This window comes from Streptomyces sp. RG80 (genome assembly GCF_040446465.1).
GTDB lineage: Bacteria > Actinomycetota > Actinomycetes > Streptomycetales > Streptomycetaceae > Streptomyces.
Genome location: NZ_JBEAAJ010000002.1, coordinates 634,945 through 657,811, shown reverse-complemented (window position 1 = coordinate 657,811; position 22,867 = coordinate 634,945). Strand labels below are relative to the sequence as shown.

23 protein-coding genes are annotated in these 22,867 nt (G+C 71.3%); 18 read left to right on the top strand and 5 right to left on the bottom strand.

What is annotated here, in order from left to right:
- Nucleotides 1-76 precede the first annotated feature (76 nt).
- Nucleotides 77-946 carry an SCO6745 family protein gene (locus ABKA17_RS09090; RefSeq protein WP_353691381.1) on the bottom strand — a complete coding sequence of 290 codons (870 nt, stop codon included), beginning with the start codon at nucleotides 944-946 and terminating at the stop codon, nucleotides 77-79.
- 113 nt (nucleotides 947-1,059) lie between these two features.
- Here ABKA17_RS09090 and ABKA17_RS09085 point away from each other — a divergent pair, with 113 nt between their 5' ends.
- A complete protein-coding gene (locus ABKA17_RS09085; protein ID WP_353691380.1) occupies nucleotides 1,060-2,019 on the top strand; it encodes a GlxA family transcriptional regulator in 960 nt (319 codons plus the stop codon).
- Nucleotides 2,020-2,174: 155 nt separating this feature from the next.
- The gene (locus ABKA17_RS09080) at nucleotides 2,175-2,810 is read left to right on the top strand and encodes a DJ-1/PfpI family protein (RefSeq protein ID WP_353691379.1); all 636 of its coding nucleotides are present in this window, start codon (nucleotides 2,175-2,177) and stop codon (nucleotides 2,808-2,810) included.
- Here ABKA17_RS09080 and ABKA17_RS09075 read toward each other — a convergent pair.
- Entirely contained in the window at nucleotides 2,797-3,546 is a 750-nt protein-coding gene (locus ABKA17_RS09075; RefSeq protein ID WP_353691378.1) for an enoyl-CoA hydratase/isomerase family protein, read from the bottom strand. The genes ABKA17_RS09080 and ABKA17_RS09075 overlap by 14 nt on opposite strands.
- Nucleotides 3,547-3,612: 66 nt before the next feature.
- Here ABKA17_RS09075 and ABKA17_RS09070 point away from each other — a divergent pair, with 66 nt between their 5' ends.
- The gene (locus tag ABKA17_RS09070; RefSeq protein WP_353691377.1) at nucleotides 3,613-4,236 is read left to right on the top strand and encodes an HdeD family acid-resistance protein; all 624 of its coding nucleotides are present in this window, start codon (nucleotides 3,613-3,615) and stop codon (nucleotides 4,234-4,236) included.
- Nucleotides 4,237-4,411: 175 nt separating this feature from the next.
- Nucleotides 4,412-4,921 (top strand): ATP-binding protein, encoded by a 510-nt coding sequence (locus ABKA17_RS09065; RefSeq protein WP_353691622.1) that lies wholly within the window; start codon nucleotides 4,412-4,414, stop codon nucleotides 4,919-4,921.
- 25 nt (nucleotides 4,922-4,946) lie between these two features.
- On the opposite strand, the gene idi is transcribed toward ABKA17_RS09065, so the two are convergent.
- From idi to galE, 3 genes are all read right to left on the bottom strand, one after another.
- Nucleotides 4,947-5,540 (bottom strand): isopentenyl-diphosphate Delta-isomerase, encoded by a 594-nt coding sequence (idi, locus tag ABKA17_RS09060; RefSeq protein ID WP_353691376.1) that lies wholly within the window; start codon nucleotides 5,538-5,540, stop codon nucleotides 4,947-4,949.
- Nucleotides 5,541-5,761: 221 nt separating this feature from the next.
- Nucleotides 5,762-6,703 (bottom strand): cation diffusion facilitator family transporter, encoded by a 942-nt coding sequence (locus tag ABKA17_RS09055; RefSeq protein WP_353691375.1) that lies wholly within the window; start codon nucleotides 6,701-6,703, stop codon nucleotides 5,762-5,764.
- A 170-nt stretch (nucleotides 6,704-6,873) separates the two neighbouring features.
- Nucleotides 6,874-7,845, bottom strand: a complete 972-nt coding sequence (gene galE / locus ABKA17_RS09050) for a UDP-glucose 4-epimerase GalE (RefSeq protein ID WP_353691374.1) — start codon at nucleotides 7,843-7,845, stop codon at nucleotides 6,874-6,876.
- A gap of 280 nt (nucleotides 7,846-8,125) precedes the next feature.
- Here galE and ABKA17_RS09045 point away from each other — a divergent pair, with 280 nt between their 5' ends.
- The 14 genes from ABKA17_RS09045 (at nucleotide 8,126) to ABKA17_RS08980 (ending at nucleotide 22,863) form a co-directional block, all read left to right on the top strand.
- Nucleotides 8,126-9,919, top strand: a complete 1,794-nt coding sequence (locus ABKA17_RS09045) for a DUF5941 domain-containing protein (RefSeq protein ID WP_353691373.1) — start codon at nucleotides 8,126-8,128, stop codon at nucleotides 9,917-9,919.
- Nucleotides 9,916-10,668, top strand: a complete 753-nt coding sequence (locus ABKA17_RS09040; RefSeq protein ID WP_353691372.1) for a phosphocholine cytidylyltransferase family protein — start codon at nucleotides 9,916-9,918, stop codon at nucleotides 10,666-10,668. Before ABKA17_RS09045 ends, ABKA17_RS09040 begins: the two co-directional genes overlap by 4 nt.
- Nucleotides 10,656-11,717 (top strand): iron-containing alcohol dehydrogenase family protein, encoded by a 1,062-nt coding sequence (locus ABKA17_RS09035; RefSeq protein ID WP_353691371.1) that lies wholly within the window; start codon nucleotides 10,656-10,658, stop codon nucleotides 11,715-11,717. The genes ABKA17_RS09040 and ABKA17_RS09035 overlap by 13 nt, the downstream gene beginning before the upstream one ends.
- Nucleotides 11,695-12,474, top strand: coding sequence for a CDP-alcohol phosphatidyltransferase family protein (locus ABKA17_RS09030; RefSeq protein ID WP_353691370.1), 780 nt, complete (start codon nucleotides 11,695-11,697; stop codon nucleotides 12,472-12,474). The genes ABKA17_RS09035 and ABKA17_RS09030 overlap by 23 nt, the downstream gene beginning before the upstream one ends.
- Nucleotides 12,475-12,506: 32 nt before the next feature.
- Complete coding sequence (locus ABKA17_RS09025; protein ID WP_502994188.1) at nucleotides 12,507-13,352, top strand: glycosyltransferase family 2 protein; 846 nt, start codon at nucleotides 12,507-12,509, stop codon at nucleotides 13,350-13,352.
- Between the two features lie 99 nt (nucleotides 13,353-13,451).
- On the top strand, nucleotides 13,452-14,387 hold the full coding sequence (locus ABKA17_RS09020; protein WP_353691368.1) for an ABC transporter permease: 936 nt from the start codon (nucleotides 13,452-13,454) through the stop codon (nucleotides 14,385-14,387).
- Entirely contained in the window at nucleotides 14,380-15,156 is a 777-nt protein-coding gene (locus tag ABKA17_RS09015) for an ABC transporter ATP-binding protein (protein ID WP_353691367.1), read from the top strand. The genes ABKA17_RS09020 and ABKA17_RS09015 overlap by 8 nt, the downstream gene beginning before the upstream one ends.
- Before the next feature lie 384 nt (nucleotides 15,157-15,540).
- Nucleotides 15,541-16,443 carry a squalene synthase HpnC gene (gene hpnC, locus ABKA17_RS09010; protein WP_353691366.1) on the top strand — a complete coding sequence of 301 codons (903 nt, stop codon included), beginning with the start codon at nucleotides 15,541-15,543 and terminating at the stop codon, nucleotides 16,441-16,443.
- Nucleotides 16,440-17,390 carry a presqualene diphosphate synthase HpnD gene (gene hpnD, locus ABKA17_RS09005; RefSeq protein WP_353691365.1) on the top strand — a complete coding sequence of 317 codons (951 nt, stop codon included), beginning with the start codon at nucleotides 16,440-16,442 and terminating at the stop codon, nucleotides 17,388-17,390. The genes hpnC and hpnD overlap by 4 nt, the downstream gene beginning before the upstream one ends.
- Nucleotides 17,390-17,530: a DUF6380 family protein gene (locus tag ABKA17_RS09000; protein WP_353691364.1), complete on the top strand. Its 141-nt coding sequence runs from the start codon at nucleotides 17,390-17,392 to the stop codon at nucleotides 17,528-17,530. Before hpnD ends, ABKA17_RS09000 begins: the two co-directional genes overlap by 1 nt.
- The gene (gene hpnE, locus ABKA17_RS08995; RefSeq protein WP_353691363.1) at nucleotides 17,527-18,921 is read left to right on the top strand and encodes a hydroxysqualene dehydroxylase HpnE; all 1,395 of its coding nucleotides are present in this window, start codon (nucleotides 17,527-17,529) and stop codon (nucleotides 18,919-18,921) included. Before ABKA17_RS09000 ends, hpnE begins: the two co-directional genes overlap by 4 nt.
- Nucleotides 18,921-20,048, top strand: a complete 1,128-nt coding sequence (locus tag ABKA17_RS08990) for a polyprenyl synthetase family protein (RefSeq protein WP_353691362.1) — start codon at nucleotides 18,921-18,923, stop codon at nucleotides 20,046-20,048. The genes hpnE and ABKA17_RS08990 overlap by 1 nt, the downstream gene beginning before the upstream one ends.
- 117 nt (nucleotides 20,049-20,165) lie before the next feature.
- On the top strand, nucleotides 20,166-22,220 hold the full coding sequence (shc, locus tag ABKA17_RS08985; RefSeq protein ID WP_353691361.1) for a squalene--hopene cyclase: 2,055 nt from the start codon (nucleotides 20,166-20,168) through the stop codon (nucleotides 22,218-22,220).
- 1 nt (nucleotide 22,221) lies between these two features.
- Nucleotides 22,222-22,863, top strand: a complete 642-nt coding sequence (locus ABKA17_RS08980) for a phosphorylase family protein (RefSeq protein ID WP_353691360.1) — start codon at nucleotides 22,222-22,224, stop codon at nucleotides 22,861-22,863.
- Nucleotides 22,864-22,867: the final 4 nt, after the last annotated feature.

Sequence of the window (22,867 nt, the reverse complement as noted above, 5' to 3'; positions counted from 1 at the left end):
CCACGGCGACCGGGGAGTCCGAGTACCTCAGGGTCGCTCCGCCATGCGTCTACGGCGCACAGACACCGCTCAGCACTCACCGCTTGCCGATCAGATCCGCCGGATACGCCCCCGCCGCCAGCGCCGTCCGTGCGAAGCCCGCCCCGAGCTCCGTCAGCCGCGCCACGCCCTCGGCGCCGAGGTGCTCGTACGGTGCCCGGTCCAACCGGTCCGTCATGTCCTCGATCTCCGCGCGCAGCGCCACGCCCCGCTCGGTCAGTTCACCGGACGCGTCCAGCAGCCCGCGGTCCCGGAGCCGCCCGGCCGCCGAGTCCCACTCCTCCTGGCTCCAGCCGCGCGTGGCGAGCACCCACTTCGGGGTCATGCCCCGGCCGGTCGCGGTGTGGGTCACCATGGCCTCCAGACCGTCCAGTTCCGCGGCCGTCAGCGCGGCGAGATGACCGTCGCCCCGGTGCTCGCGCAGCAGCGTCGCGGCGTGGAAGTACGCCAGGTGCGGCTTTTCGGGCACCGGCAGGTCCGCGTGCGCCGCGTACAGCGGACGGGCGCCGCGCGAACAGGCCTCGGCGGCGCGCAGCGCCAGCTCCGCGGCCTCCGCCATCTCCGGCGAGGTCAGCGTCGGGGCGCCGAGCAGCCGTCGCAGCGCCGCGTCCACGCCACGCACGCGTGCCGCGAGCACGGCCTCGGGGGAGGCCGTTTCCCAGACGGCGGGGACGAACCGGGCCACGAGGGCGTGCTTGTAGTTGTAGAACGCCGCCGTCACGGTCCCGGCCCCCACCGCCCCCATGGCCGCGGCCCGCACCGCGAAGTTGGCGGCCCGAGGGTGCGTGATCCCGATTCCGGCCAGCTGTTCGCCCAGCTCGGGCGCGAAGTAGGAGGTGGCGTGCAGGGAGTTGAGCACGTTCGCGCAGCGGCGGGCGGCCAGGGGCTCGATGAGGGTCGTCGTCATGCCCGGCAGGTTACCAACCGCTTGGTATGTCCCCTAGGGCGTGGGAGACAGTGGCAGGAAAGGTGGGGTACTCGTCATTGCGGCCATCCGGACGGCCGCCCAGAATCGAGTGCATGACGCAGCGAACCGTCCTTGTCGTCCTCTTCGACGGTGTGCAGAGCCTCGACGTCACCGGCCCTCTGGAGGTGTTCGCCGGGGCCGAGCAGCACACCCCGGGCACCTACCGCATCCGTACCGCCTCCCCGGACGGCGCCCCCGTCCGCACCTCCAGCGGCCTGACCCTCGTACCGGATCTGGCCCTTGCGGACGCGCCGGATCCGCACATCCTCCTGGTCCCGGGCGGCCAGGGCACCCGTGCCCCCGAACCGGACCTGACCGAATGGTTGCGCGTGCACGGGCCGCGCGCCGAGCGCCTGGTCTCCGTCTGCACCGGCGCGATCCTGCTCGCGGAAGCGGGACTCCTGGACGGCCACCGCGTCACGACCCACTGGGCCTACGCCGACAAGCTCGCCCGGGACCACCCGGAGGTCGACGTCGAACCCGACCCGATCTACATCCGGGACGGCCGCGTCGCCACCTCCGCGGGCGTCACGTCCGGCATCGACCTCGCCCTCGCCCTGGTCGAGGAGGACCTGGACCGGGAGGTCGCCCTGGCCATCGCCCGCCACCTGGTGGTCTTCCTGCGCAGACCGGGCAACCAGGCCCAGTTCAGCGCCCAGCTGGCCTCCCAGACCGCCCGGCGGGAGCCCCTGCGGGAGGTGCAGCAGTGGATCACCGAGCACCCGGACGGCGATCTGGCCGTCGAGTCCCTCGCCGCCCGCGCCCGCCTCTCCCCACGCCACTTCGCCCGCGCCTTCCAGGCCGAGACCGGCACGACCCCCGGCCGCTACGTCGACCAGGTCCGCCTGGAACACGCCCGCCGCCTCCTGGAGGACACCCCCGACGGCGTCGGCGAGATCTCCCGCGCCAGCGGCTACGGCACCGCGGAGGCGATGCGCCGCGCCTTCGTCAAAGCCCTGGGCACACCCCCGGCCGAGTACCGCCGCAGATTCCACCCCCTACCGGCCCCCTGACGGAACACCCCCGGGCAAGCACCGAGACCGCCCCTGCCCGGACCCACCGAACTCGGCCCGCCCCGGCTCACCGACCTCGGACCCGCACCAGTCACCGAGGTCTGCCTGTGCGCGCCCACTGACGCCCCCCCCACCCACCCACCGAAAGGAACCCGATGCAGATCGCCATCGTCCTGTTCGACCGGTTCACCGCCCTCGACGCCGTGGGGCCGTACGAGACGCTCGGGCGGCTCCCGGACGCGGAGCTGGTCTTCGTTGCGGAGGAGGCGGGGCCGGTGCGGACCGACACCGGGACGCTCGCCATCACCGCGGACCGCACCCTCGCGGAGGTGCCGAGTCCGGACATCGTCGTCGTGCCGGGCGGTCCCGGGCAGACCCCGCAGATGGGGAACGAGAACCTGCTGGCCTGGCTGCGCGCCGCCGACGCCACCAGCACCTGGACGACGTCCGTGTGCACCGGCTCCCTGCTGCTGGCCGCCGCCGGGCTCCTCGAGGGCCGCCGCGCGACCTCCCACTGGCTGGCCCTGGACTTCCTGCGGCGGTTCGGCGCCGAGCCCACGGGGGAGCGGGTCGTCCTCGACGGCAAGTACGTCACCGCGGCCGGCGTCTCCTCCGGCATCGACATGGGCCTCACCCTCGTCGGCCGGATCGCGGGCGACGAACACGCCCAAGCCGTACAGCTGTTGACCGAGTACGACCCGCAGCCGCCCTACGACGCGGGCTCGCCGGAGAAGGCTCCCGCGCACCTCGTCGAGGAGTTCCGCGGCAAGAGCCGGTTCATCCTGACGTAGTCCAGGTGAAGCGCGGCTGCCTGCGCTCCAGGAACGCGGCGACGCCCTCCGCGGTGTCGCCGTTGCCGCGCGCCTGCTCGGCCCAGTGGCCGTCCCGGTCCCTGCGCCCGTTCGCGAACTCCTTCGCCGCGGCCTGGGTCAGCTGCGACCGGGACACCAGGATCCGGGTGAACTCCGTGACCCGCTTGTCCAGTTCGCCCGCCGGCAGCACCTCGTCGACCAGCCCGGAGCGCAGCGCCCGCTCGGCGTCGATCAACTCGCCCGAGAACAACAGGTACTTGGCGGCCGCCGGACCCACCAGCGCCACCAACCGCCGCGTGGAGGAAGCCGGATACACGATCCCCAGCTTGGCCGGGGTCACCCCGAACAGCGCCCCCTCCTCCGCGAACCGCAGATCGCAGGCCGCCGCCAACTGCGACCCGCCGCCCACACAGTGCCCGCGGATGGCCGCCAGCGTCGGCTTCGGAAAGGCCGCGAGGGCCTCCTCGGCCGCCACCGCGAGCCCCTGCGCCTCCTCCGGAGACCCCTGGAGCGTGGAGATGTCGGCGCCCGCGCAGAACGTCCCGCCCTGCCCGGTCAGCACCAGGGCCCGTACGCCCCGGTCGGCGGCCAGGGCGTCGAGCAGCGGCGGCAGCGCCCGCCACATCGCGGCTGTCATGGCGTTGCGCTTGGCCGGATGTGCGATGACGACGGTGGCCACCGAGTCGGTGACGGTGTGCTGCAACTGCTGTTCCATGCGCCGGATGCTAACGGCACCCGCCGCCCGTACCATCGGGGAGGGGCCCCGTGCGAGGAGGCGCCGATGGCCAAGGACGAGACAGCGAAACTGAGCCGGGGCTTCGGCTGGCTGGCCGCGCTGGGCGTGATCCTGGTGCTCGCGGGACTGGTGGGGCTGATCTACACCGGGGTGGCCACGCTCACCTCGATGCTCCTGTTCGGCTGGCTGCTGCTGATCGGCGGTGTCGTCGGTCTGCTGCACGCGATCCAGGCGCGCGACAGCAACTTCTTCTGGCTCGGCGTCGTGGTCGCGGCCCTGAACATCGCGGCCGGCGTGGTCGTCATCCGCAGACCGGAGGCGGCCGCCGAGGCGCTGACGATGTTCGCCGCGCTGCTCTTCCTGACCGGCGGGGTGTTCCGGCTGGCCGGCAGCCTGGTGGTGCGTGGACCGCAGTTCGGCTGGACGCTGGTGCAGGGCGCCTTCGGACTGCTCCTCGGCATCCTCGTCCTGGCCTCCTGGCCGAGCAGCAGCAAGTACGTCATCGGCTGCTTCTTCTCCCTCGCGCTGCTCTTCGACGGCCTCGGTCTGATCGCCACCGGCTACGGCGGACGGCGGATCGTCGGCATGGTCTCCGAACGGCTCGCCGCCGAGGACGGCGCACGGAGCGAAACGGACGAGGCGGAAGCCAAACCCGTACAACCCGAATAGTTCGCGAACAGGGTGCAAGTGGGACACGAGCGGTCCCGTTGTCGACCGTGTCGTACGCACGCGATCACAAAACGCTCGATATCTGCTGACTTCTGTTCAGTCATCCGGTGCGGAGCGACTCGTTACCAACACTCGACGTGTGGTGACAATCGAGCGCAAGGGTGGCGACCGGACGATGGAGAACCACGGGCGCGGGTCAGGCCCACGCCCAACGGCCGGCGAGGTCGAGGAGCCGGTTCCCGGCCCGCCCGGACCACTGCCGTACGAAGGCGTCTGGCGGTTCACCGCCCCCGCCGTCGACGCCTCGGTCCCGCAGGCGCGGCATGCCGTGCGGGACCTGCTGCTGCGCCAGGGCGTACCGGTGACGGACGACCTGGTGCAGGGACTCCTGCTGATCGTCTCCGAACTGGTCACCAACGCGGTGCGGCACGCGGCCCTGCTGTCGCCGACACTCGCCGTGGAGGTGGCCGTCGGTGCCGAGTGGGTGCGGGTGTCCGTGGAGGACGACCACCCCTACCGTCCGACCGCCCTGGAGGCCGACCACGGCCAGACCGGCGGCCGCGGACTGCTGCTGGTGCGCGAGGTCGCCCGCGAGGCGGGCGGCGTCTGCGACGTCGAGCACACCGCGAACGGCGGGAAGGTGATCTGGGCCGCCCTGCCGCTCGCTTCCGTGCGGGTGCCGTAAACCCGTCATGGCCCGTAGGGGGCCGTCACCAGCCGGCGGACGGCCCCGTCAGCTCCCTGACCGCGGGACGGGCCGCGTCCAGCACCGTCATGAACCAGGACGAGAAGGTGTCCTTGGCATGCCGCTCCGCGAGCTCCGCGGGCGTCACGAACACCGTCTCGCCGACCTCCTCCGGATCCGGACGCAGCGGCGACTGCACCAGTCCCACGAAGAGGTGGTTGTACTCCTGCTCCACCAGGCCCGAGTCCGGGTCCGGGTGGTTGTAGCGGACCGTGCCCGCCTCGCCGAGCAGCGACGGCGAGGCACCCAGCTCCTCGTACGTGCGCCGGGCCGCCGCCGCGAAGGGGGCCTCGCCCGGGTAGGGGTGCCCGCAGCAGGTGTTGGACCACACACCGGGGGAGTGGTACTTGCCCAGGGCGCGCTGCTGGAGGAGCAGCCGGCCCCGCTCGTCGAAGAGGAACACGGAGAAGGCGCGGTGCAGCTGCCCCGGCGGTTGATGGGCGGCGAGCTTCTCCGCGGTGCCGATCGTGACGCCGTTCTCGTCGACCAGCTCCAGCAGAATCGCCTCGGCGGTGCCGTTCGACGGACTGTGCGTCGCGGTGGCAGGTGTGATCGGCATACGCATCCTTCGCATCGGTTTTTCGCGCCCCAAGTGTGCCGCACAAATACGGCACTACCGGCAGTTGATCGTGCCCGGCGCGGCGGACGCGGAACCGTCCGGGGCGGCGCTGTGGGGTTGAGGACGCAGCCGCACACCGGATCGCTGCATTCCGCCTGAAACACTCTTACGGGACTTTCGGACCCGTGTGCGGGACGGTCCCGGACCCGTGTGCGGGACCGTCAGTGACAGAGCTTCGCCTCGTGCTCCGCGTGCCCGCCCGGCTCCAGCTGGAAGGTGCAGTGCTCCACGTCGAAGTGGTCGCCCAGGCAGCCCTGGAGCTCGTGCAGCATCTTCTCGTGACCGATCGCGGTCAGCACGTCCCCGCGCACCACCACGTGCGCGGACAGCACCGGCATCCCCGAGGTGATCGTCCAGGCATGCAGGTCATGGACGTCCTCGACGCCGTCGAGGGCCAGTATGTGAGCCCGTACGTCGTCCATGTCGACGTTCTTCGGAGCCGCCTCCAGCAGCACGTCGAGGGTCTCGCGCAGCAGCTTCCAGGTCCGGGGCACGATCATCAGGCCGATGACGAGGGAGGCGATCGGGTCGGCGGCCTGCCAGCCGGTCGTCAGGATCACCACCGCGGAGATGATCACCGCGAGCGAGCCCAGCGCGTCCGCCGCCACCTCCAGGAACGCCCCGCGCACGTTCAGGCTCTCCGCCTGGCCGCGCACCAGCAGCGACAGCGAGATCATGTTCGCGACCAGACCGATCGCACCGAACACGATGGTCAGCCCGCCCTCGGTGCCCGCCGGTGTGATGAACCGCTGGATCGCCTCGTACAGCACATAGCCGCCGACGCCGAGCAGCAGCAGACAGTTGGCGAGCGCGGCGAGGATCTCCGCGCGGGCGTAGCCGAAGGTGCGTGTCCCGCTCGGCGGGAGACTCGCGAAGTGGATCGCCATCAGCGCCATGCCGAGGCCCAGCGCGTCCGTCGCCATGTGCGCCGCGTCCGCGACCAGGGCGAGGGAGTCCGCCATGATGCCGCCGACGATCTCGACCACCATGACGGTGAGCGTGATCGACAGCGCGACCCGCAGCCTGCCGCGGTACGCCGCGGTGGCGGTACCGCCGGCCGGCGCATGCGAGTGCGCGTGCCCGTGATCGTGCCCAGCCCCCATGGAAGCCGCCTCCTGTGTTCCGCTCGGATCGTCCGCTCGGTCGTCCGTCCGGAACGTCCGTAGGGATCACAGTGAACTACGGGTGGGGGGTATCGGGCAACGCGGCACTGAACACCGTTGTCATGTGCCCTGACCTGGGCAAACGATCCGCAGGTCAGGGCGCCCTCAGTTCACCGGGCGTGGTGCAGCCGCCAGCCCTGCCACGCCGACTCGACCATCTCGCGCACCCCTCGCCGCGCGGTCCAGCCCAGCTCCTCGGCGGCCCGGGCGGCGGAGGCGACCGAGACCGGCGCGTCGCCGGGACGCCGGGGCTCCACGACGGGTGCGCGCCGGTCGCCGGTGACCTCGCCGATGACGGTGACCATCTCCCGCACGGAGACGCCCTCACCGCGCCCGATGTTGACCGTCAGGTCGCCCGCGCGGCCACCCTCGGCCAGTCGCCGGGCCGCCGCGAGGTGTGCCTCGGCCAGGTCGGCGACATGGATGTAGTCCCGGATGCAGGTGCCGTCCGGTGTCGGATAGTCGTCGCCGAAGATCCGCGGGGCCTCGTCGCGGGTGAGCCGGTCGAAGACCATCGGCACGATGTTGAAGACGCCGGTGTCCGCCAGCTCGGGCGCGGCCGCGCCCGCCACGTTGAAGTAGCGCAGACACACCGTGGAGATGCCGTGCGCCTGTCCGGCCGCCCGCACCAGCCACTCCCCGGTGAGCTTCGTCTCGCCGTAGGGGTTCACCGGGGCGCACGGGGTGTCCTCGGTGATCAGCTCCGCATCGGGGTTGCCGTAGACGGCGGCCGAGGAGGAGAACACGAAGCGCTCGATCCCGGCCTCGGCGACCGCCTCCAGGAGCGTCGCCAGCCCGCCGACGTTCTCCTGGTAGTAGCGCGTCGGCTGCGCCACGGACTCGGCGACCTGCTTGCGCGCGGCCAGGTGCACCACCCCGGTCACCTCGTGCTCGGCGAGCACCCGCTTCAGCAGACCGGCGTCCAGCGACGAACCCCGTACGAGCGGGACGTCCGCCGGCAGTCGCGCCGGCACCCCGGCCGACAGGTCGTCCAGCGCGAGGACGCGCTCCCCGGCCGCCGTCATGGCCCGCGCCACATGGGCCCCGATGTATCCCGCTCCGCCTGTGATCAGCCATGTCATGGTCGCCCACCCTATGCCGAGGCCGTCGGGGCAACCGCAATGTCCGAGATGCCCGGCCCGTGGGGGCGCGGTTTGTGGGCGGGGCCCGTGATCACCCATGATGATCGCGGCAAAGGCCAAGGGAGACAGCGTTGATCGGCCCATGAACGGGCGGTGAACGTGGGCCTCCCGGCATCCGATAGCCTCTGCCGACATGCCGCCCGACCGTCATCGGTAAGGGGCGCCCCCACCGTGTACTCGACCGGCGTCCAGACGCCGGCACCCAGGGAGATGAGTTCGGTTGCCGACCGCCATCCTCACCGGTCAGCCGGTCCCCGGATCGTCGATCGAGGGCGATCTGCGGTCCCTCGGCTTCGACGTCCGGGTCGCCTCGGACAGCGCCGACGCCGAGACGCTCCTCGCCCAGGCCCCCGGTGACCAGCGGGTCGCCGTGGTCGACGCCCGCTTCGTGGGCCACCCGCACGCCCTGCGCCTCGGCCTCACCGACCCCCGCTTCCCGCTCGCCGCGATCCCGGGCGCCGTCACGGCCCAGCCGGCCGGCCGCCAGGCACTGACCCGCGCGATGGCCCGGGAGAACAGCGCAGGCGGCGGTACGGCGGTGGCCGTGGACAGCCTCGCGGACCGCGTCGTCGCAGCCCTGGACGCCGACGACGCCGGAGTCCACCACCCCGAGCTCGGCAGCCTGGTCGCCGTCGTCCCCACCGACCCGCAGGCCCGCAACGAGGCACGGCAGGCCGTCGCGGACGTCGACGACGAGGCCGTACGCCTGAAGTCGGCCGTGAAGTCCCGCGACGGCTTCTTCACCACCCACTTCATCAGCCCGTACTCCCGCTACATCGCCCGCTGGTGCGCCCGCCGGGGCCTGACCCCGAACCACGTCACCACCGCCTCGCTGCTCACCGCGCTCATCGCGGCGAGCTGCGCGGCCACCGGCACCCGTGTCGGCTTCATCGCCGCCGGCGTCCTGCTGATCGCGTCCTTCGTCCTGGACTGCGTCGACGGCCAGATCGCCCGCTACGCCCTCCAGTACTCCACGCTCGGTGCCTGGCTCGACGCCACCTTCGACCGGGCCAAGGAGTACGCCTACTACGCCGGACTCGCGCTGGGCGCTGCCCGCGGCGGCGACGACGTCTGGGCGCTCGCCCTCGGCGCGATGATCCTCCAGACCTGCCGGCACGTCGTCGACTTCTCCTTCAACGAGGCGAACCACGACGCCACCGCCAACACCAGCCCCACGGCCGCGCTCTCCGACAAGCTCGACAGTGTCGGCTGGACGGTGTGGATCCGCCGGATGATCGTGCTGCCGATCGGCGAGCGCTGGGCGATGATCGCGATCCTGACGGCGGCCACGACTCCGCGGATCACCTTCTACGCGCTGCTCATCGGGTGCGCGTTCGCGGCCACGTACACCACCGCGGGCCGGGTGCTGCGGTCGCTGACCCGCAAGGCGCGGCGTACGGACCGGGCGGCACAGGCCCTGGCGGACCTCGCGGACAGCGGGCCGCTGGCCGAGGCGATCGCGCGCATCCTGCCGGGCCCGGCCCGCCCGACCGCGCCGCTCAGCGCCGCCGCCGGCGCGGTCGCCCTGCTGCTGGCCGCCTGGGCCTGGGGCCCCGGCTGGTACGTGGCGCTGGTCGCAGGGCTCTACGTCCTGCTGTCGGCCGAAGCCGTCTCGCACCCCCTCAAGGGCGCCCTCGACTGGTTGATCCCCCCGTTCTTCCGGGCAGCCGAGTACTGCACGGTCCTGGTGCTGGCGGCGAAGTCGGACGTGAACGGAGCCCTTCCTGCGGCTTTCGGGCTGGTGGCCGCGGTCGCCTACCATCACTACGACACGGTGTACCGCATCCGCGGCAACGCCGGCGCGTCCCCGGCCTGGCTGGTGCGCGCCATCGGGGGGCACGAAGGGCGGACGCTGCTCGTCACCGTCCTGGCCGCCGCGCTCACCGCCTCGCAGTTCAAGGTCGCGCTCACGGCCCTCGCCGTGGCCGTGGCCCTGCTGGTGCTCGTCGAGAGCATCCGCTTCTGGGTGTCCTCCGGGGCGCCCGCCGTACACGATGAAGGAGAACCCGCATGATCGGCCTCGTGCTGGCGGCCGGCGCCGGACGGCGTCTGCGCCCCTACACCGACAGCCTTCCCAAGGCTCTGGTGCCGGTGGGCCCCGCGGGCATAGAGGGCGAACCAACGGTTCTCGACCTCACTCTCGGCAACTTCGCGGAGATCGGGCTGACCGAGGTCGCGATCATCGTCGGCTACCGCAAGGAAGCCGTGTACGCGCGCAAGGAGGCGCTGGAGGCCAAGTACGGCCTCAAGCTCACCCTCATCGACAACGACAAGGCCGAGGAGTGGAACAACGCCTACTCCCTGTGGTGCGGACGTGACGCCCTCAAGGACGGCGTGATCCTCGCCAACGGCGACACCGTGCACCCGGTCTCCGTCGAGAAGACGCTGCTCGCCGCCCGCGGCGAGGGCAAGAGGATCATCCTCGCCCTCGACACCGTGAAGTCGCTGGCGGACGAGGAGATGAAGGTCGTCGTCGACCCCGCCAAGGGCATGACGAAGATCACCAAGCTGATGGACCCCGCCGAGGCCACCGGCGAGTACATCGGCGTCACCCTCATCGAGGGCGACGCCGCCCCCGAACTGGCCGACGCGCTGAAGACGGTCTGGGAGACCGACCCGCAGCAGTTCTACGAGCACGGCTACCAGGAGCTCGTGAACCGCGGCTTCCGGATCGACGTGGCGCCGATCGGCGACGTCAAGTGGGTGGAGATCGACAATCACGACGATCTCGCCCGCGGACGGGAGATCGCGTGCCAGTACTGACGAGGCTCATCCCCTCACCGGTCGTCGTCGACATCCGCCCCGGTGCCCTCGACGACCTGGCCGCCGTACTCGCCGACGAGCGGGTCTCCCACTCCGGCAAGCTGGCCATAGCGGTCAGCGGCGGCTCGGGCGCCCGGCTGCGGCAGCGGCTGGAGCCCACCCTGCCCGGCGCCACCTGGTACGAGGTCGGCGGCGGCACCCTCGACGACGCGGTCCGGCTGGCGAGCGACATAAGGGCGGGCCACTACGACGCGGTCGTGGGCCTCGGCGGCGGCAAGATCATCGACTGCGCCAAGTTCGCCGCGGCGCGGGTCGGCCTGCCGCTCGTCGCCGTACCGACCAACCTCGCGCACGACGGCCTGTGCTCGCCGGTGGCGACCCTCGACAACGACGCGGGCCGCGGCTCCTACGGCGTACCGAACCCGATCGCGGTCGTCATCGACCTCGACGTCATCCACGAGGCCCCGTCCCGCTTCGTACGGGCCGGTATCGGCGACGCCGTCTCCAACGTCTCCGCGATCGCGGACTGGGAACTGGCCAACCGGGTCAAGGGCGAGAAGATCGACGGCCTCGCCGCCGCGATCGCCCGCCAGGCCGGCGAAGCCGTCCTTCGGCACCCCGGCGGCATAGGGGACACCGACTTCCTCCAGGTGCTCGCCGAGGCGCTCGTCCTCAGCGGCATCGCCATGTCGGTCTCGGGCGACTCCCGCCCGTCCTCCGGCGCCTGCCACGAGATCAACCACGCCTTCGACCTGCTCTTCCCCAAGCGGGCCGCCGCCCACGGCGAGCAGTGCGGCCTCGGCGCCACCTTCGCGATGTTCCTGCGAGGCGCGCACGAGGAGTCGGCGTACATGGCCTCGGTGCTGCGCCGGCACGGTCTGCCGGTACTGCCGGAGGAGATCGGCTTCAGCGTGGACGAGTTCGTCCGCGCGGTGGAGTTCGCTCCGGAGACCCGGCCCGGCCGGTACACGATCCTCGAACACCTCGACCTCAAGCCCGACCAGATCAAGGATCTCTACGTCGACTATGTCAAGACCATCGGTAGCTGAACTCCGTCCGGTCGTCCACCCCGCTGGGGTCAAGGACCGGCGCAGCGGTGAGCACTGGATGGGGCGCCTCTACATGCGCGAGGTGTCCCTGCGGGTCGACCGCTACCTGGTCAACACCAGGGTCACGCCCAACCAGCTCACGTACCTGATGACCGTCTTCGGCGTCCTCGCGGCCCCGGCACTTCTGGTGCCGGGGATCCCGGGGGCCGTGCTCGGTGTGGTCTGCGTGCAGATGTATCTGCTCCTGGACTGCGTCGACGGCGAGATCGCCCGCTGGAAGAAGCAGTACTCGCTCAACGGCGTCTATCTGGACCGGGTCGGCGCCTACCTCACCGACGCCGCCGTCCTTGTCGGCTTCGGTCTGCGCGCCGCCGATGTGTTCGGCACCGGCCGGATCGACTGGCTGTGGGCCTTCCTCGGCACCCTCGCCGCGCTCGGCGCCATCCTGATCAAGGCCGAGACCGACCTCGTCGGTGTCGCCCGGCACCAGGCCGGGAAGCCGCCGGTCCAGGAGTCGGCGTCCGAGATGCGCTCCTCCGGCATGGCGCTGGCCCGCAAGGCCGCCGCCCTGCTCAAGTTCCACCGCCTCATCCTCGGCATCGAGGCGTCCCTGCTCATCCTTGTCCTGGCGGTCGTGGACAACATGCGCGGCGACCTGTTCTGGTCCCGCCTCGGCGTCGCGGTGCTGGCCGGTATCGCGCTGCTCCAGACCCTGCTGCACCTGGTCTCCATCCTTGCCTCCAGCAGGCTGAAGTGAGCGGCCTGAAGGTCGGCGCGGTCGTCATCACCATGGGCAACCGCCCCGACGAGCTCCGCGCCCTGCTCGACTCGGTCGCCAAGCAGGACGGCGACCGGGTCGAGGTGGTCGTCGTCGGCAACGGCTCGCCCGTCCCCGAGATCCCCGAGGGCGTCCGTACCGTCGAACTGCCCGAGAACCTCGGCATCCCCGGCGGCCGCAACGTCGGCATCGAAGCCTTCGGCCCCAGCGGCCGCGACGTCGACATACTGCTCTTCCTCGACGACGACGGCCTCCTCGCCCAGCACGACACCGCCGAGCTGTGCCGCAAGGCGTTCGCCGAGGACCCCGAGCTCGGCATCGTCAGCTTCCGCATCGCCGACCCGGACACCGGCGTCACCCAGCGCCGCCACGTCCCCCGGCTGCGCGCCGCCGACCCGATGCGCTCCTCCCGGGTAACCACCTTCCTCGGCGGCGCCAACGCCGTCCGCACGCAGGTCTTCGCCGAAGTCGGCGGCCTGCCGGACGAATTCTTCTACGCCCACGAGGAAACCGACCTGGCATGGCGGGCCCTCGACGCGGGCTGGATGATCGACTACCGGTCCGACATGGTGCTGTACCACCCCACGACCGCGCCCTCGCGGCACGCGGTCTACCACCGCATGGTCGCCCGCAACCGGGTCTGGCTCGCCCGCCGCAACCTCCCCGCGCTCCTGGTACCCGTCTACCTCGGGGCCTGGGTGCTGCTCACCCTGGTGCGCCGCCCGTCGAGGCCCGCGCTCAAGGCGTGGTTCGGCGGATTCCGGGAAGGCTGGACCACCGCGTGCGGCCCACGCCGCCCGATGAAGTGGCGTACGGTGTGGCGGCTGACCCGACTGGGCCGGCCGCCGGTCATCTGACAAGCTCGAAACTGAGAGCACCACCGGGCCCGACCCCGGCCCCCGGCTCATGCCCAAGCCCGCACAGGCTGTGCATCTCGAAGACGAAAGTTTCCACAAGTGAGTGAGACAACGCACGACGGCGGAGTCGCGGTGACCGCGGCCCCGTCGCCCGACGAGGGCCTCACGGCGGCACAGCTCGCCGCCAAGTACGGCCTGTCCGTGAGCGGCGCCCGCCCCTCGCTCGTCGAGTACGTCCGCCAGCTCTGGGACCGCCGCCACTTCATCCTCGCGTTCTCACGGGCGAAGCTGACCGCGCAGTACAGCCAGGCCAAGCTCGGCCAGCTGTGGCAGGTGGCCACGCCGCTGCTGAACGCACTCGTGTACTTCTTCATCTTCGGCCTGCTGCTGGGCGCCCGGAAGGGCATCCCGCACGACATCTACGTGCCGTTCCTGGTGACGGGTGTCTTCGTCTTCACCTTCACCCAGAGCTCGGTCCTCGCGGGCGTACGCGCCATCTCCGGCAACCTCGGCCTGGTCCGAGCGCTGCACTTCCCGCGCGCCTCGCTGCCGATCTCCTTCGCGCTCCAGCAGCTCCAGCAGCTGCTGTACTCGATGATCGTGCTGGTCGTGGTCATGGTGGCGTTCGGCAGCTACCCCGGACTGTCCTGGCTGCTGGTGCTGCCCGCGCTGGTCCTGCACTTCGTCTTCAACACCGGCCTCGCCCTGATCTTCGCCCGCATGGGCAGCAAGACCCCCGACCTGGCCCAGCTGATGCCGTTCGTGCTGCGCACCTGGATGTACGCCTCGGGCGTCATGTTCAGCATCCCGGCGATGCTCGCCGACAAGAACATGCCGGGCTGGGTCACCGAGGTCCTGCAATGGAACCCCGCCGCGATCTACATGGACCTGGTCCGCTTCGCGATGATCGACGGCTACGGCTCCGAGTACCTGCCCCCGCACGTGTGGCTCTTCGCCGTGGGCTGGGCGGTGCTGGCGGGCGTGGTCGGCTTCGTCTACTTCTGGAAGGCCGAAGAGAGGTACGGCCGTGGCTGAGCAGCAGCGGGACCCCCGCCCCACCGTCATCGCGGACGATCTGCACATCGTCTACCGCGTCAACGGCGCCAAGTCCGGCAAGGGCAGCGCCACCGCCGCGCTCAGCAGGATCGTCAAGCGCGGCGAGGAGCGGGGCGTGCGCAAGGTGCACGCCGTGCGCGGTGTCTCCTTCGTCGCCTACCGCGGCGAGGCCATCGGTCTGATCGGCTCCAACGGTTCCGGCAAGTCGACCCTGCTGCGTGCCATCGCCGGCCTGCTGCCCGCCGAGAGCGGCAAGGTCTACACCGACGGCCAGCCCTCGCTGCTCGGTGTCAACGCGGCGCTGATGAACGACCTCACGGGTGAGCGGAACGTCATATTGGGCGGGCTCGCCATGGGCATGTCCCGCGAGCAGATCAAGGAGCGCTACCAGGAGATCGTCGACTTCTCGGGCATCAACGAGAAGGGCGACTTCATCACCCTCCCGATGCGCACCTACTCCTCCGGCATGGCGGCCCGCCTGCGCTTCTCCATCGCCGCCGCCAAGGACCACGACGTCCTGATGATCGACGAGGCCCTGGCCACCGGCGACCGCAAGTTCCAGAAGCGCTCCGAGGCTCGCATCCGCGAGCTGCGCAAGGAAGCCGGCACGGTGTTCCTGGTCAGCCACAACAACAAGTCGATCCGCGACACCTGTGACCGGGTCCTGTGGCTGGAGCGCGGCGAGCTGCGCATGGACGGACCGACCGAAGAGGTCCTCAAGGAGTACGAGAAGTTCACGGGCAAGTAGTCCACCCGGTCCTGGACGTACCGGGCCACGACGCTTCGCGGGGCCCCGCCGGAACTGCTCCGGCGGGGCCCCGCGTCTGCAAAGGAAACGTCAACTTCGGTACCGCGTAGGAATCTTGAAGTCAATCGGTGTGTTGTTGTGATGTCCAGGACACCCCGGCTGCCCACACCGAGTTGTACAACGTAAGCTGTACCGGTCCCGAATCGCGGCAAGTGGGGCGATAATGCCCGACACCCTCAGTCAGGGCAGCTGCGCGGACGGCCGGGCGGCGTGTCCGAAATAGTCTGTATTGGGTCTGCGGTGTAGAACGGGAGATGTGACGGCTATGGCTACGGAAACTCCCCAGCTCAACGCAGGTGCCGTCCCCGCCCCGGGTGGTCTCCGGTGACGGGAACCGACACGGCGCGCGCCTCGGATCCGGAGCGCGGCACGCTGGACAAGGCCGCGGGCGAGAACTTCCCCGTGGCTCCCTTCTTCCTGCCCCGGGCCTGGCGCACCGACCTGATGGCGGTGTACGGCTTCGCCCGCCTTGTCGACGACATCGGCGACGGCGACCTGGCCCCCGGCGGCGCCGACGCCCGCCTGCTCGGCGTGTCGCCCGAGGACGCCGAGGACCGGTTGCTCCTGCTGGACGCCTTCGAGGCCGACCTGAACCGGGTCTTCGACGGGACACCCCACCACCCCCTGCTGCGCCGCCTCCAGCCGACGGTCCGCCGCCGCTCGCTCACCCCCGAGCCCTTCCTCGGCCTGATCGCCGCCAACCGTCAGGACCAGCTGGTCACGCGGTACGAGACCTACGACGACCTGCTCGCCTACTGCGAGCTGTCGGCCAACCCCGTCGGCCGCCTGGTGCTCGGCGTCACCGGCACCTCGACCCCCGAGCGGATCCGGCTGTCGGACGCGATCTGCACGGCGCTCCAGATCGTCGAGCACCTCCAGGACGTGGCCGAGGACCTCGGCCGCGACCGCATCTACCTGCCCGCCCAGGACATGAAGCGATTCCATGTCCAGGAGGCGGATCTCGCCACGAAGACCGCGGGCGCATCGGTGCGCGCGCTGGTCGCGTACGAAGCACAACGCGCCCGCGGCCTCCTGAATGAAGGCGCCCCCCTGGTGGGTAGCGTCCACGGCAGGCTGAAGCTGCTGCTCGCGGGGTTCGTGGCGGGGGGAAGGGCGGCCGTCCAGGCGATCGCCGCCGCCGAATACGACGTACTTCCCGGCCCGCCCAAGCCCGGCAAGCTCCGGCTGCTGCGCGAGGTGGGCGTGACTCTGCGAGGAGAGGGGTGATCCGGACCGTGGAGGCCGAACCACACGCGTCCGCACCGGTACTCGCCGCCTACAGCTACTGCGAGGCCGTCACCGGACAGCAGGCACGTAACTTCGCGTACGGCATCAGGCTGCTGCCGATGCCCAAGCGGCGCGCGATGTCCGCGCTCTACGCGTTCTCGCGCCGGGTCGACGACATCGGCGACGGCGCGCTGGGCGACGACATCAAGGCGGCCAGACTCGAGGACACCCGGGCGATGCTGGCCCGGGTCCGTGACGGCGGGGTGGACGAGGACGACACCGACCCGGTCGCGGTCGCCCTCGCCCATGCCGCCGAGACCTTCCCGATCCCGCTGGACGGTCTGGACGAGCTGATCGACGGCGTCCTGATGGACGTCCGCGGCGAGACCTACGAGACCTGGGACGACCTGAAGGTCTACTGCCGCTGTGTCGCCGGGGCCATCGGACGGCTCTCGCTCGGGGTGTTCGGTACCGAACCGGGGGCGCGCGGTGTCGAGCGCGCGCCGGAGTATGCCGACACGCTCGGGCTGGCGCTCCAGCTCACCAACATCCTGCGGGACGTCCGCGAGGACGCCGAGGGCGGACGCACCTATCTGCCCGCCGACGACCTCGCGAAGTTCGGCTGCTCGGCCGGGTTCAACGGGCCGACCCCACCGGAGGGCTCCGACTTCGCGGGCCTCGTCCACTTCGAAGTGCGACGGGCCCGCGCTCTTTTCGCCGAGGGCTACCGACTGCTCCCCATGCTCGACCGGCGCAGTGGTGCCTGTGTGGCGGCCATGGCCGGCATCTACCGACGGCTGCTCGACCGCATCGAGCGCGACCCCCAGGCGGTGCTGCGCGGCCGGGTCTCGCTGCCCGGCCGCGAGAAGGCCTACGTCGCCGTACGGGGGCTGTCCGGCCTCGACGCCCGGCATGTGACGCGGCGGACCGTCAGGAGGCGCGCCTGATGGACAATTCGGCCCAAGGTGATGCCGCCGGGGAAAAGTGGCACGCAACCCTCCGCTCAGGGACCGCGTCCCTGACTGCAACGGTCGGCCGTGCATCGTTCAAACACCGCGGTGACCGCGCAGGGGAGGGTGCACGATGACCGACGGCAAGCAGCCGGGGCGGGACGCCGTCGTGATCGGCGGTGGGCTCGCCGGCATCACCGCGGCCCTCGCCCTCGCCGACGCGGGCGTCCGGGTCACCCTGCTCGAAGGCCGGCCGCGTCTGGGCGGGCTCGCCTTCTCCTTCCAGCGCGGTGAGCTGACCGTCGACAACGGACAGCACGTCTATCTGCGCTGCTGCACCGCCTACCGCTGGTTCCTGGACCGGATCGAGGGCACCGCCCTGGCACCGCTCCAGAATCGCCTCGACGTGCCCGTGGTCGACGCCGACAGGCCCGAGGGACGGCGGCTCGGCAGGCTGCGGCGCGACCCGCTGCCGGTGCCCCTGCATCTGGGGCGCAGCCTGGCGACGTATCCGCATCTCTCGCTCGCCGAACGGGCCAAGGTGGGCCGGGCCGCGCTCGCGCTCAAGGGGCTCGACCTCGCCGATCCGAGCCTGGACGACATCGACTTCGGCAGCTGGCTGACCGCGCACGGTCAGTCGGCGCGCGCCGTCGAGGCCCTGTGGGACCTGGTCGGGGTCGCCACCCTCAACGCGGTCGCGGGCGACGCCTCGCTGGGGCTCGCCGCGATGGTGTTCAAGACCGGTCTGCTCTCCGACCCGGGCGCGGCCGACATCGGCTGGGCGCGCGTCCCGCTGGGCGACCTGCATGACCGGCTGGCCCGCAAGGCGCTCGACTCCGCGGGCGTGCGTACCGAGGTCCGTACACGCGTCACCTCCATCTCTACTGACGAGAACGGGACTTGGAGCGTTCAGGTTCCCGGCGAGACGCTGCGCGCGGACTCCGTCGTGCTCGCCGTACCCCAGCGCGAGGCGCACGATCTGCTGCCCGAGGGCGCGCTCGACGCCCCTGAACAGCTGCTTGACATCGGCACCGCGCCGATCCTCAACGTGCACGTCGTGTACGACCGCAAGGTGCTGAACCGTCCCTTCTTCGCCGCCCTCGGCACCCCGGTGCAGTGGGTGTTCGACCGCACCGACGCCTCCGGGCTCACGCAGGGGCAGTATCTGGCGCTGTCCCAGTCGGCCGCGCGGGACGAGATCGACGAGCCGGTCGCCGCGCTCAGGGAGAAGTACCTCCCGGAGCTGGAGCGGCTGCTGCCCGGCGCGCGTGGCGCCGAGGTGAGGGATTTCTTCGTGACCAGGGAGCGGACGGCGACGTTCGATCCCGCCCCCGGCGTCGGACGGCTGCGGCCCGGCGCCCGCACCAAAGCCCCCGGCCTGTACCTGGCCGGATCGTGGACCGCCACAGGGTGGCCCGCGACGATGGAGAGTGCGGTCCGCAGTGGTGTGAGTGCGGCGGACGCCGCGCTGAGCGCCCTGGGCCGGCCCCGCCCCGGCCACCTCTTCGACTTCGAGGAGGCGGCGTGATGCTCGATCAGCACGCGGCAGGCCCCCGCACCCCCGGCACCGCAACAAGAGGAGAGACTGTGCCCACTGTGCCCCCGGCCTCGACGGCTGCCGAGGCGGTGGACGTGACCGCGCTGCTGGAGCGTGGCCGAACCCTGGCCACTCCGGTACTGCGGGCGGCGATCGACCGCCTCGCCCCTCCCATGGACACCGTTTCCGCCTACCACTTCGGATGGATCGACGCCGAGGGCAACCCGACGGCCGGCGACGGCGGCAAGGCCGTCCGTCCCGCGCTCGCCGTGCTCTCCGCCGAGGTCACCGGTGCCGCGCCCGCGGTCGGCATCCCCGGCGCGGTCGCCGTGGAACTGGTGCACAACTTCTCGCTGCTGCACGACGACCTGATGGACGGCGACGAACAGCGCCGCCACCGCGACACCGTCTGGAAGGTGCACGGCCCCGCCCAGGCCATCCTCGTCGGCGACGCCCTGTTCGCGCTCGCCAACGAAGTGCTCCTGGAACTCGGCACCGTCGAGGCCGGCCGCGCCACCCGGCGGCTGACCGCGGCGACTCGCGCCCTGATCGACGGACAGGCCCAGGACATCTCCTACGAGCACCGCGACCGCGTCAGCGTCGAGGAGTGCCTGGAGATGGAGGGCAACAAGACCGGCGCCCTGCTGGCCTGCGCCAGCTCCATCGGCGCCGTGCTCGGCGGCGCCGACGACCGCACCGCCGACACCCTGGAGAGGTACGGCTACCACCTCGGCCTCGCCTTCCAGGCCGTCGACGATCTGCTCGGCATCTGGGGCGACCCGGTCTCCACCGGCAAGCAGACCTGGAGCGACCTGCGCCAGCGCAAGAAGTCCCTGCCGGTCGTCGCCGCGCTCGCGGCGGGCGGTGCCGCCTCCGACCGGCTCGGCGAGATCCTCGCCGCGGACGCCAAGAGCAGCGACTTCGAGAACTTCTCCGAGGAGGAGTTCGCCGCCCGCGCCGCCCTCATCGAGGAGGCCGGCGGCCGGGACTGGACGGCCGGCGAGGCCCGCCGTCAGCACGCCATCGCCGTCGAGGCGCTCGACACCGTCGACATGCCCGACCGGGTGCGGGCGCAGTTCACCGCACTCGCCGACTTCGTCGTCGTACGAAAGAGATGATCACTATCGGTCGAATAGCCCTCGCGTAGTCGCCGGCCGGTGTCGCGGGAAACCGAGCACCGGCCGACGGCGGACCCACAGCAGAGCACCATTTGCACACTGCACGAAGGGGAAGCCATGACAGCGACGACCGACGGAAGCACCGGGGCCCTGCCGCCCCGGGCTGCCGCGGCCAGCGAAACCGACATCGAGACCCCCGCGGCGGCCGGGGTACAAGAAGCCGCCGTACGCGCCGTGCAACGCGCCACGGAGTACCTGCTGTCACGGCAGGACAACCAGGGATGGTGGAAGGGCGACCTGGAGACCAACGTCACCATGGACGCCGAGGACCTGCTGCTCCGTCAGTTCCTGGGCATCCGCGACGAGTCGACCACCCGCGCGGCCGGCCGGTTCATCCGCGGCGAACAGCGCGAGGACGGCACCTGGGCCTCCTTCTACGGCGGACCCGGCGAACTCTCCACCACCATCGAGGCCTACGTCGCCCTCCGGCTGGCCGGCGACGCCCCCGACGAGCCGCACATGGCCAGGGCGTCGGAGTGGATCCGCGCCCGGGGCGGTATCGCCGCGGCCCGGGTCTTCACCCGGATCTGGCTGGCCCTGTTCGGCTGGTGGAAGTGGGAGGACCTGCCCGAACTGCCGCCCGAGCTCATCTACTTCCCGAAGTGGGTGCCGCTCAACATCTACGACTTCGGCTGCTGGGCCCGGCAGACCATCGTCCCGCTGACGATCGTCTCCGCCAAGCGGCCGGTGCGCCCCGCGCCCTTCGCGCTCGACGAGCTGCACACCGACCCGGCGAACCCCAACCCCGCCAAGCCGCTTGCCGCGGTCGCCAGTTGGGACGGCGCCTTCCAGCGCCTGGACAAGGCGCTGCACCAGGTGCGCAAGGTCGTGCCGCGCCGGCTGCGCAAGGCGGCCATGAACGCGGCCGCCCGCTGGATCATCGAGCGGCAGGAGAACGACGGCTGCTGGGGCGGTATCCAGCCGCCGGCCGTGTACTCGGTCATCGCCCTGCACCTGCTCGGCTACGACCTCGAACACCCCGTGATGCGCGAGGGGTTGGCCTCCCTGGACCGTTTCGCCATCTGGCGCGAGGACGGCGCCCGGATGATCGAGGCCTGTCAGTCCCCGGTGTGGGACACCTGCCTCGCCACCATCGCGCTCGCCGACGCCGGGGTGCCCGCCGACCACCCGCAGCTCGTCAAGGCGGCGGACTGGATGCTCGGCGAGGAGATCGTCCGGCCCGGCGACTGGTCCGTGAAGCGTCCCCAACTGCCGCCCGGCGGCTGGGCGTTCGAGTTCCACAACGACAACTACCCCGACATCGACGACACCGCCGAAGTGGTTCTCGCGCTGCGCCGGGTCAAGCACCACGACCCGCAGCGGGTGGAGAACGCGATCGGGCGGGGGGTGCGCTGGAACCTCGGCATGCAGTCGAAGAACGGCGCGTGGGCCGCCTTCGACGTCGACAACACCAGCCCGTTCCCCAACCGGCTGCCGTTCTGCGACTTCGGGGAGGTCATCGACCCGCCCTCCGCCGATGTCACCGCGCACGTCGTCGAGATGCTCGCGGTCGAGGGCCTCGCCCACGATCCGCGCACCCGGCGCGGCATCGAGTGGCTGCTCGCCGAACAGGAGGCGGACGGCTCGTGGTTCGGGCGCTGGGGCGTCAACTACGTCTACGGGACCGGGTCCGTGGTCCCCGCCCTGGTCGCCGCGGGCATTCCCGCCGCGCATCCGGCGATCCGGCGGGCGGTGGTCTGGCTGGAGTCCGTCCAGAACGACGACGGCGGCTGGGGCGAGGATCTGCGCTCCTACCAGGACGTCGAGAAGTGGAGCGGCCGCGGGGCCTCCACCGCCTCACAGACGGCCTGGGCGCTGATGGCGCTGCTGGCCGCCGGGGAGAAGGACTCCAAGGCGGTCGAGCGGGGCGTCGAGTGGCTCGCGGCCACCCAGCGGGAGGACGGCTCCTGGGACGAGCCCTACTTCACCGGCACCGGCTTCCCGTGGGACTTCTCCATCAACTACCACCTCTACCGGCAGGTGTTCCCGCTCACGGCACTCGGCCGGTACGTGTACGGGGAGCCGTTCGCCGACGCGGCGAAGCCGACCACCGAGGCGAGCAGGCCGATCGCCGAGGCGGGCAAGCCCTTCGCCAAGGCGGGGGAGGCGTGAGATGAGCGCCGGACCGGCCTCGGCACCGCTGCTGATCGCCTGCGCGCTCGGGATCGAGCACCTCGCCCTGCGCAGCGGCGACCGCTCCGGCGCCGACGGGCCGGTCACCGTGCTGCGTACCGGAATGGGCCCCAGGGCGGCCGAGCGGGCCGTCACGCGCGCCCTCGCCGACCCGGCCATGGCCGGCGCCGCGGTGCTGGCCACCGGCTTCTGCGCTGGCCTCGCCTCCGGTATGCACCCGGGCGACCTCGTCGTCGCCGAGGAGACCCGGGATCCGGACGGAACCGTTCCGTGTGTGGGGACCGACCTACTCGTCAAGGAGCTGGTTCGGGCCGTACCGGGACGTACCGTCCACACCGGACCACTCACCGGCTCCGATCACGTCGTACGTGGTCATGAACGGTCCGACCTGCTCGCGACCGGCGCGATCGCGGTCGACATGGAGTCCGCGGCCACGCTCCACAGCGCCGTGCGGGCGGGTGTACGCCCCGTTGCGGCCGTACGGGTGGTCGTGGACGCTCCAGAACATGAACTCGTCCGGATCGGCACGGTACGCGGTGGAATATCGGCCTTCCGCGTCCTTCGTTCCGTCCTTCCCGCTTTCTATGAATGGCACCGTTCCTTGCTGCTCCCCAGGAGGTGAGCCA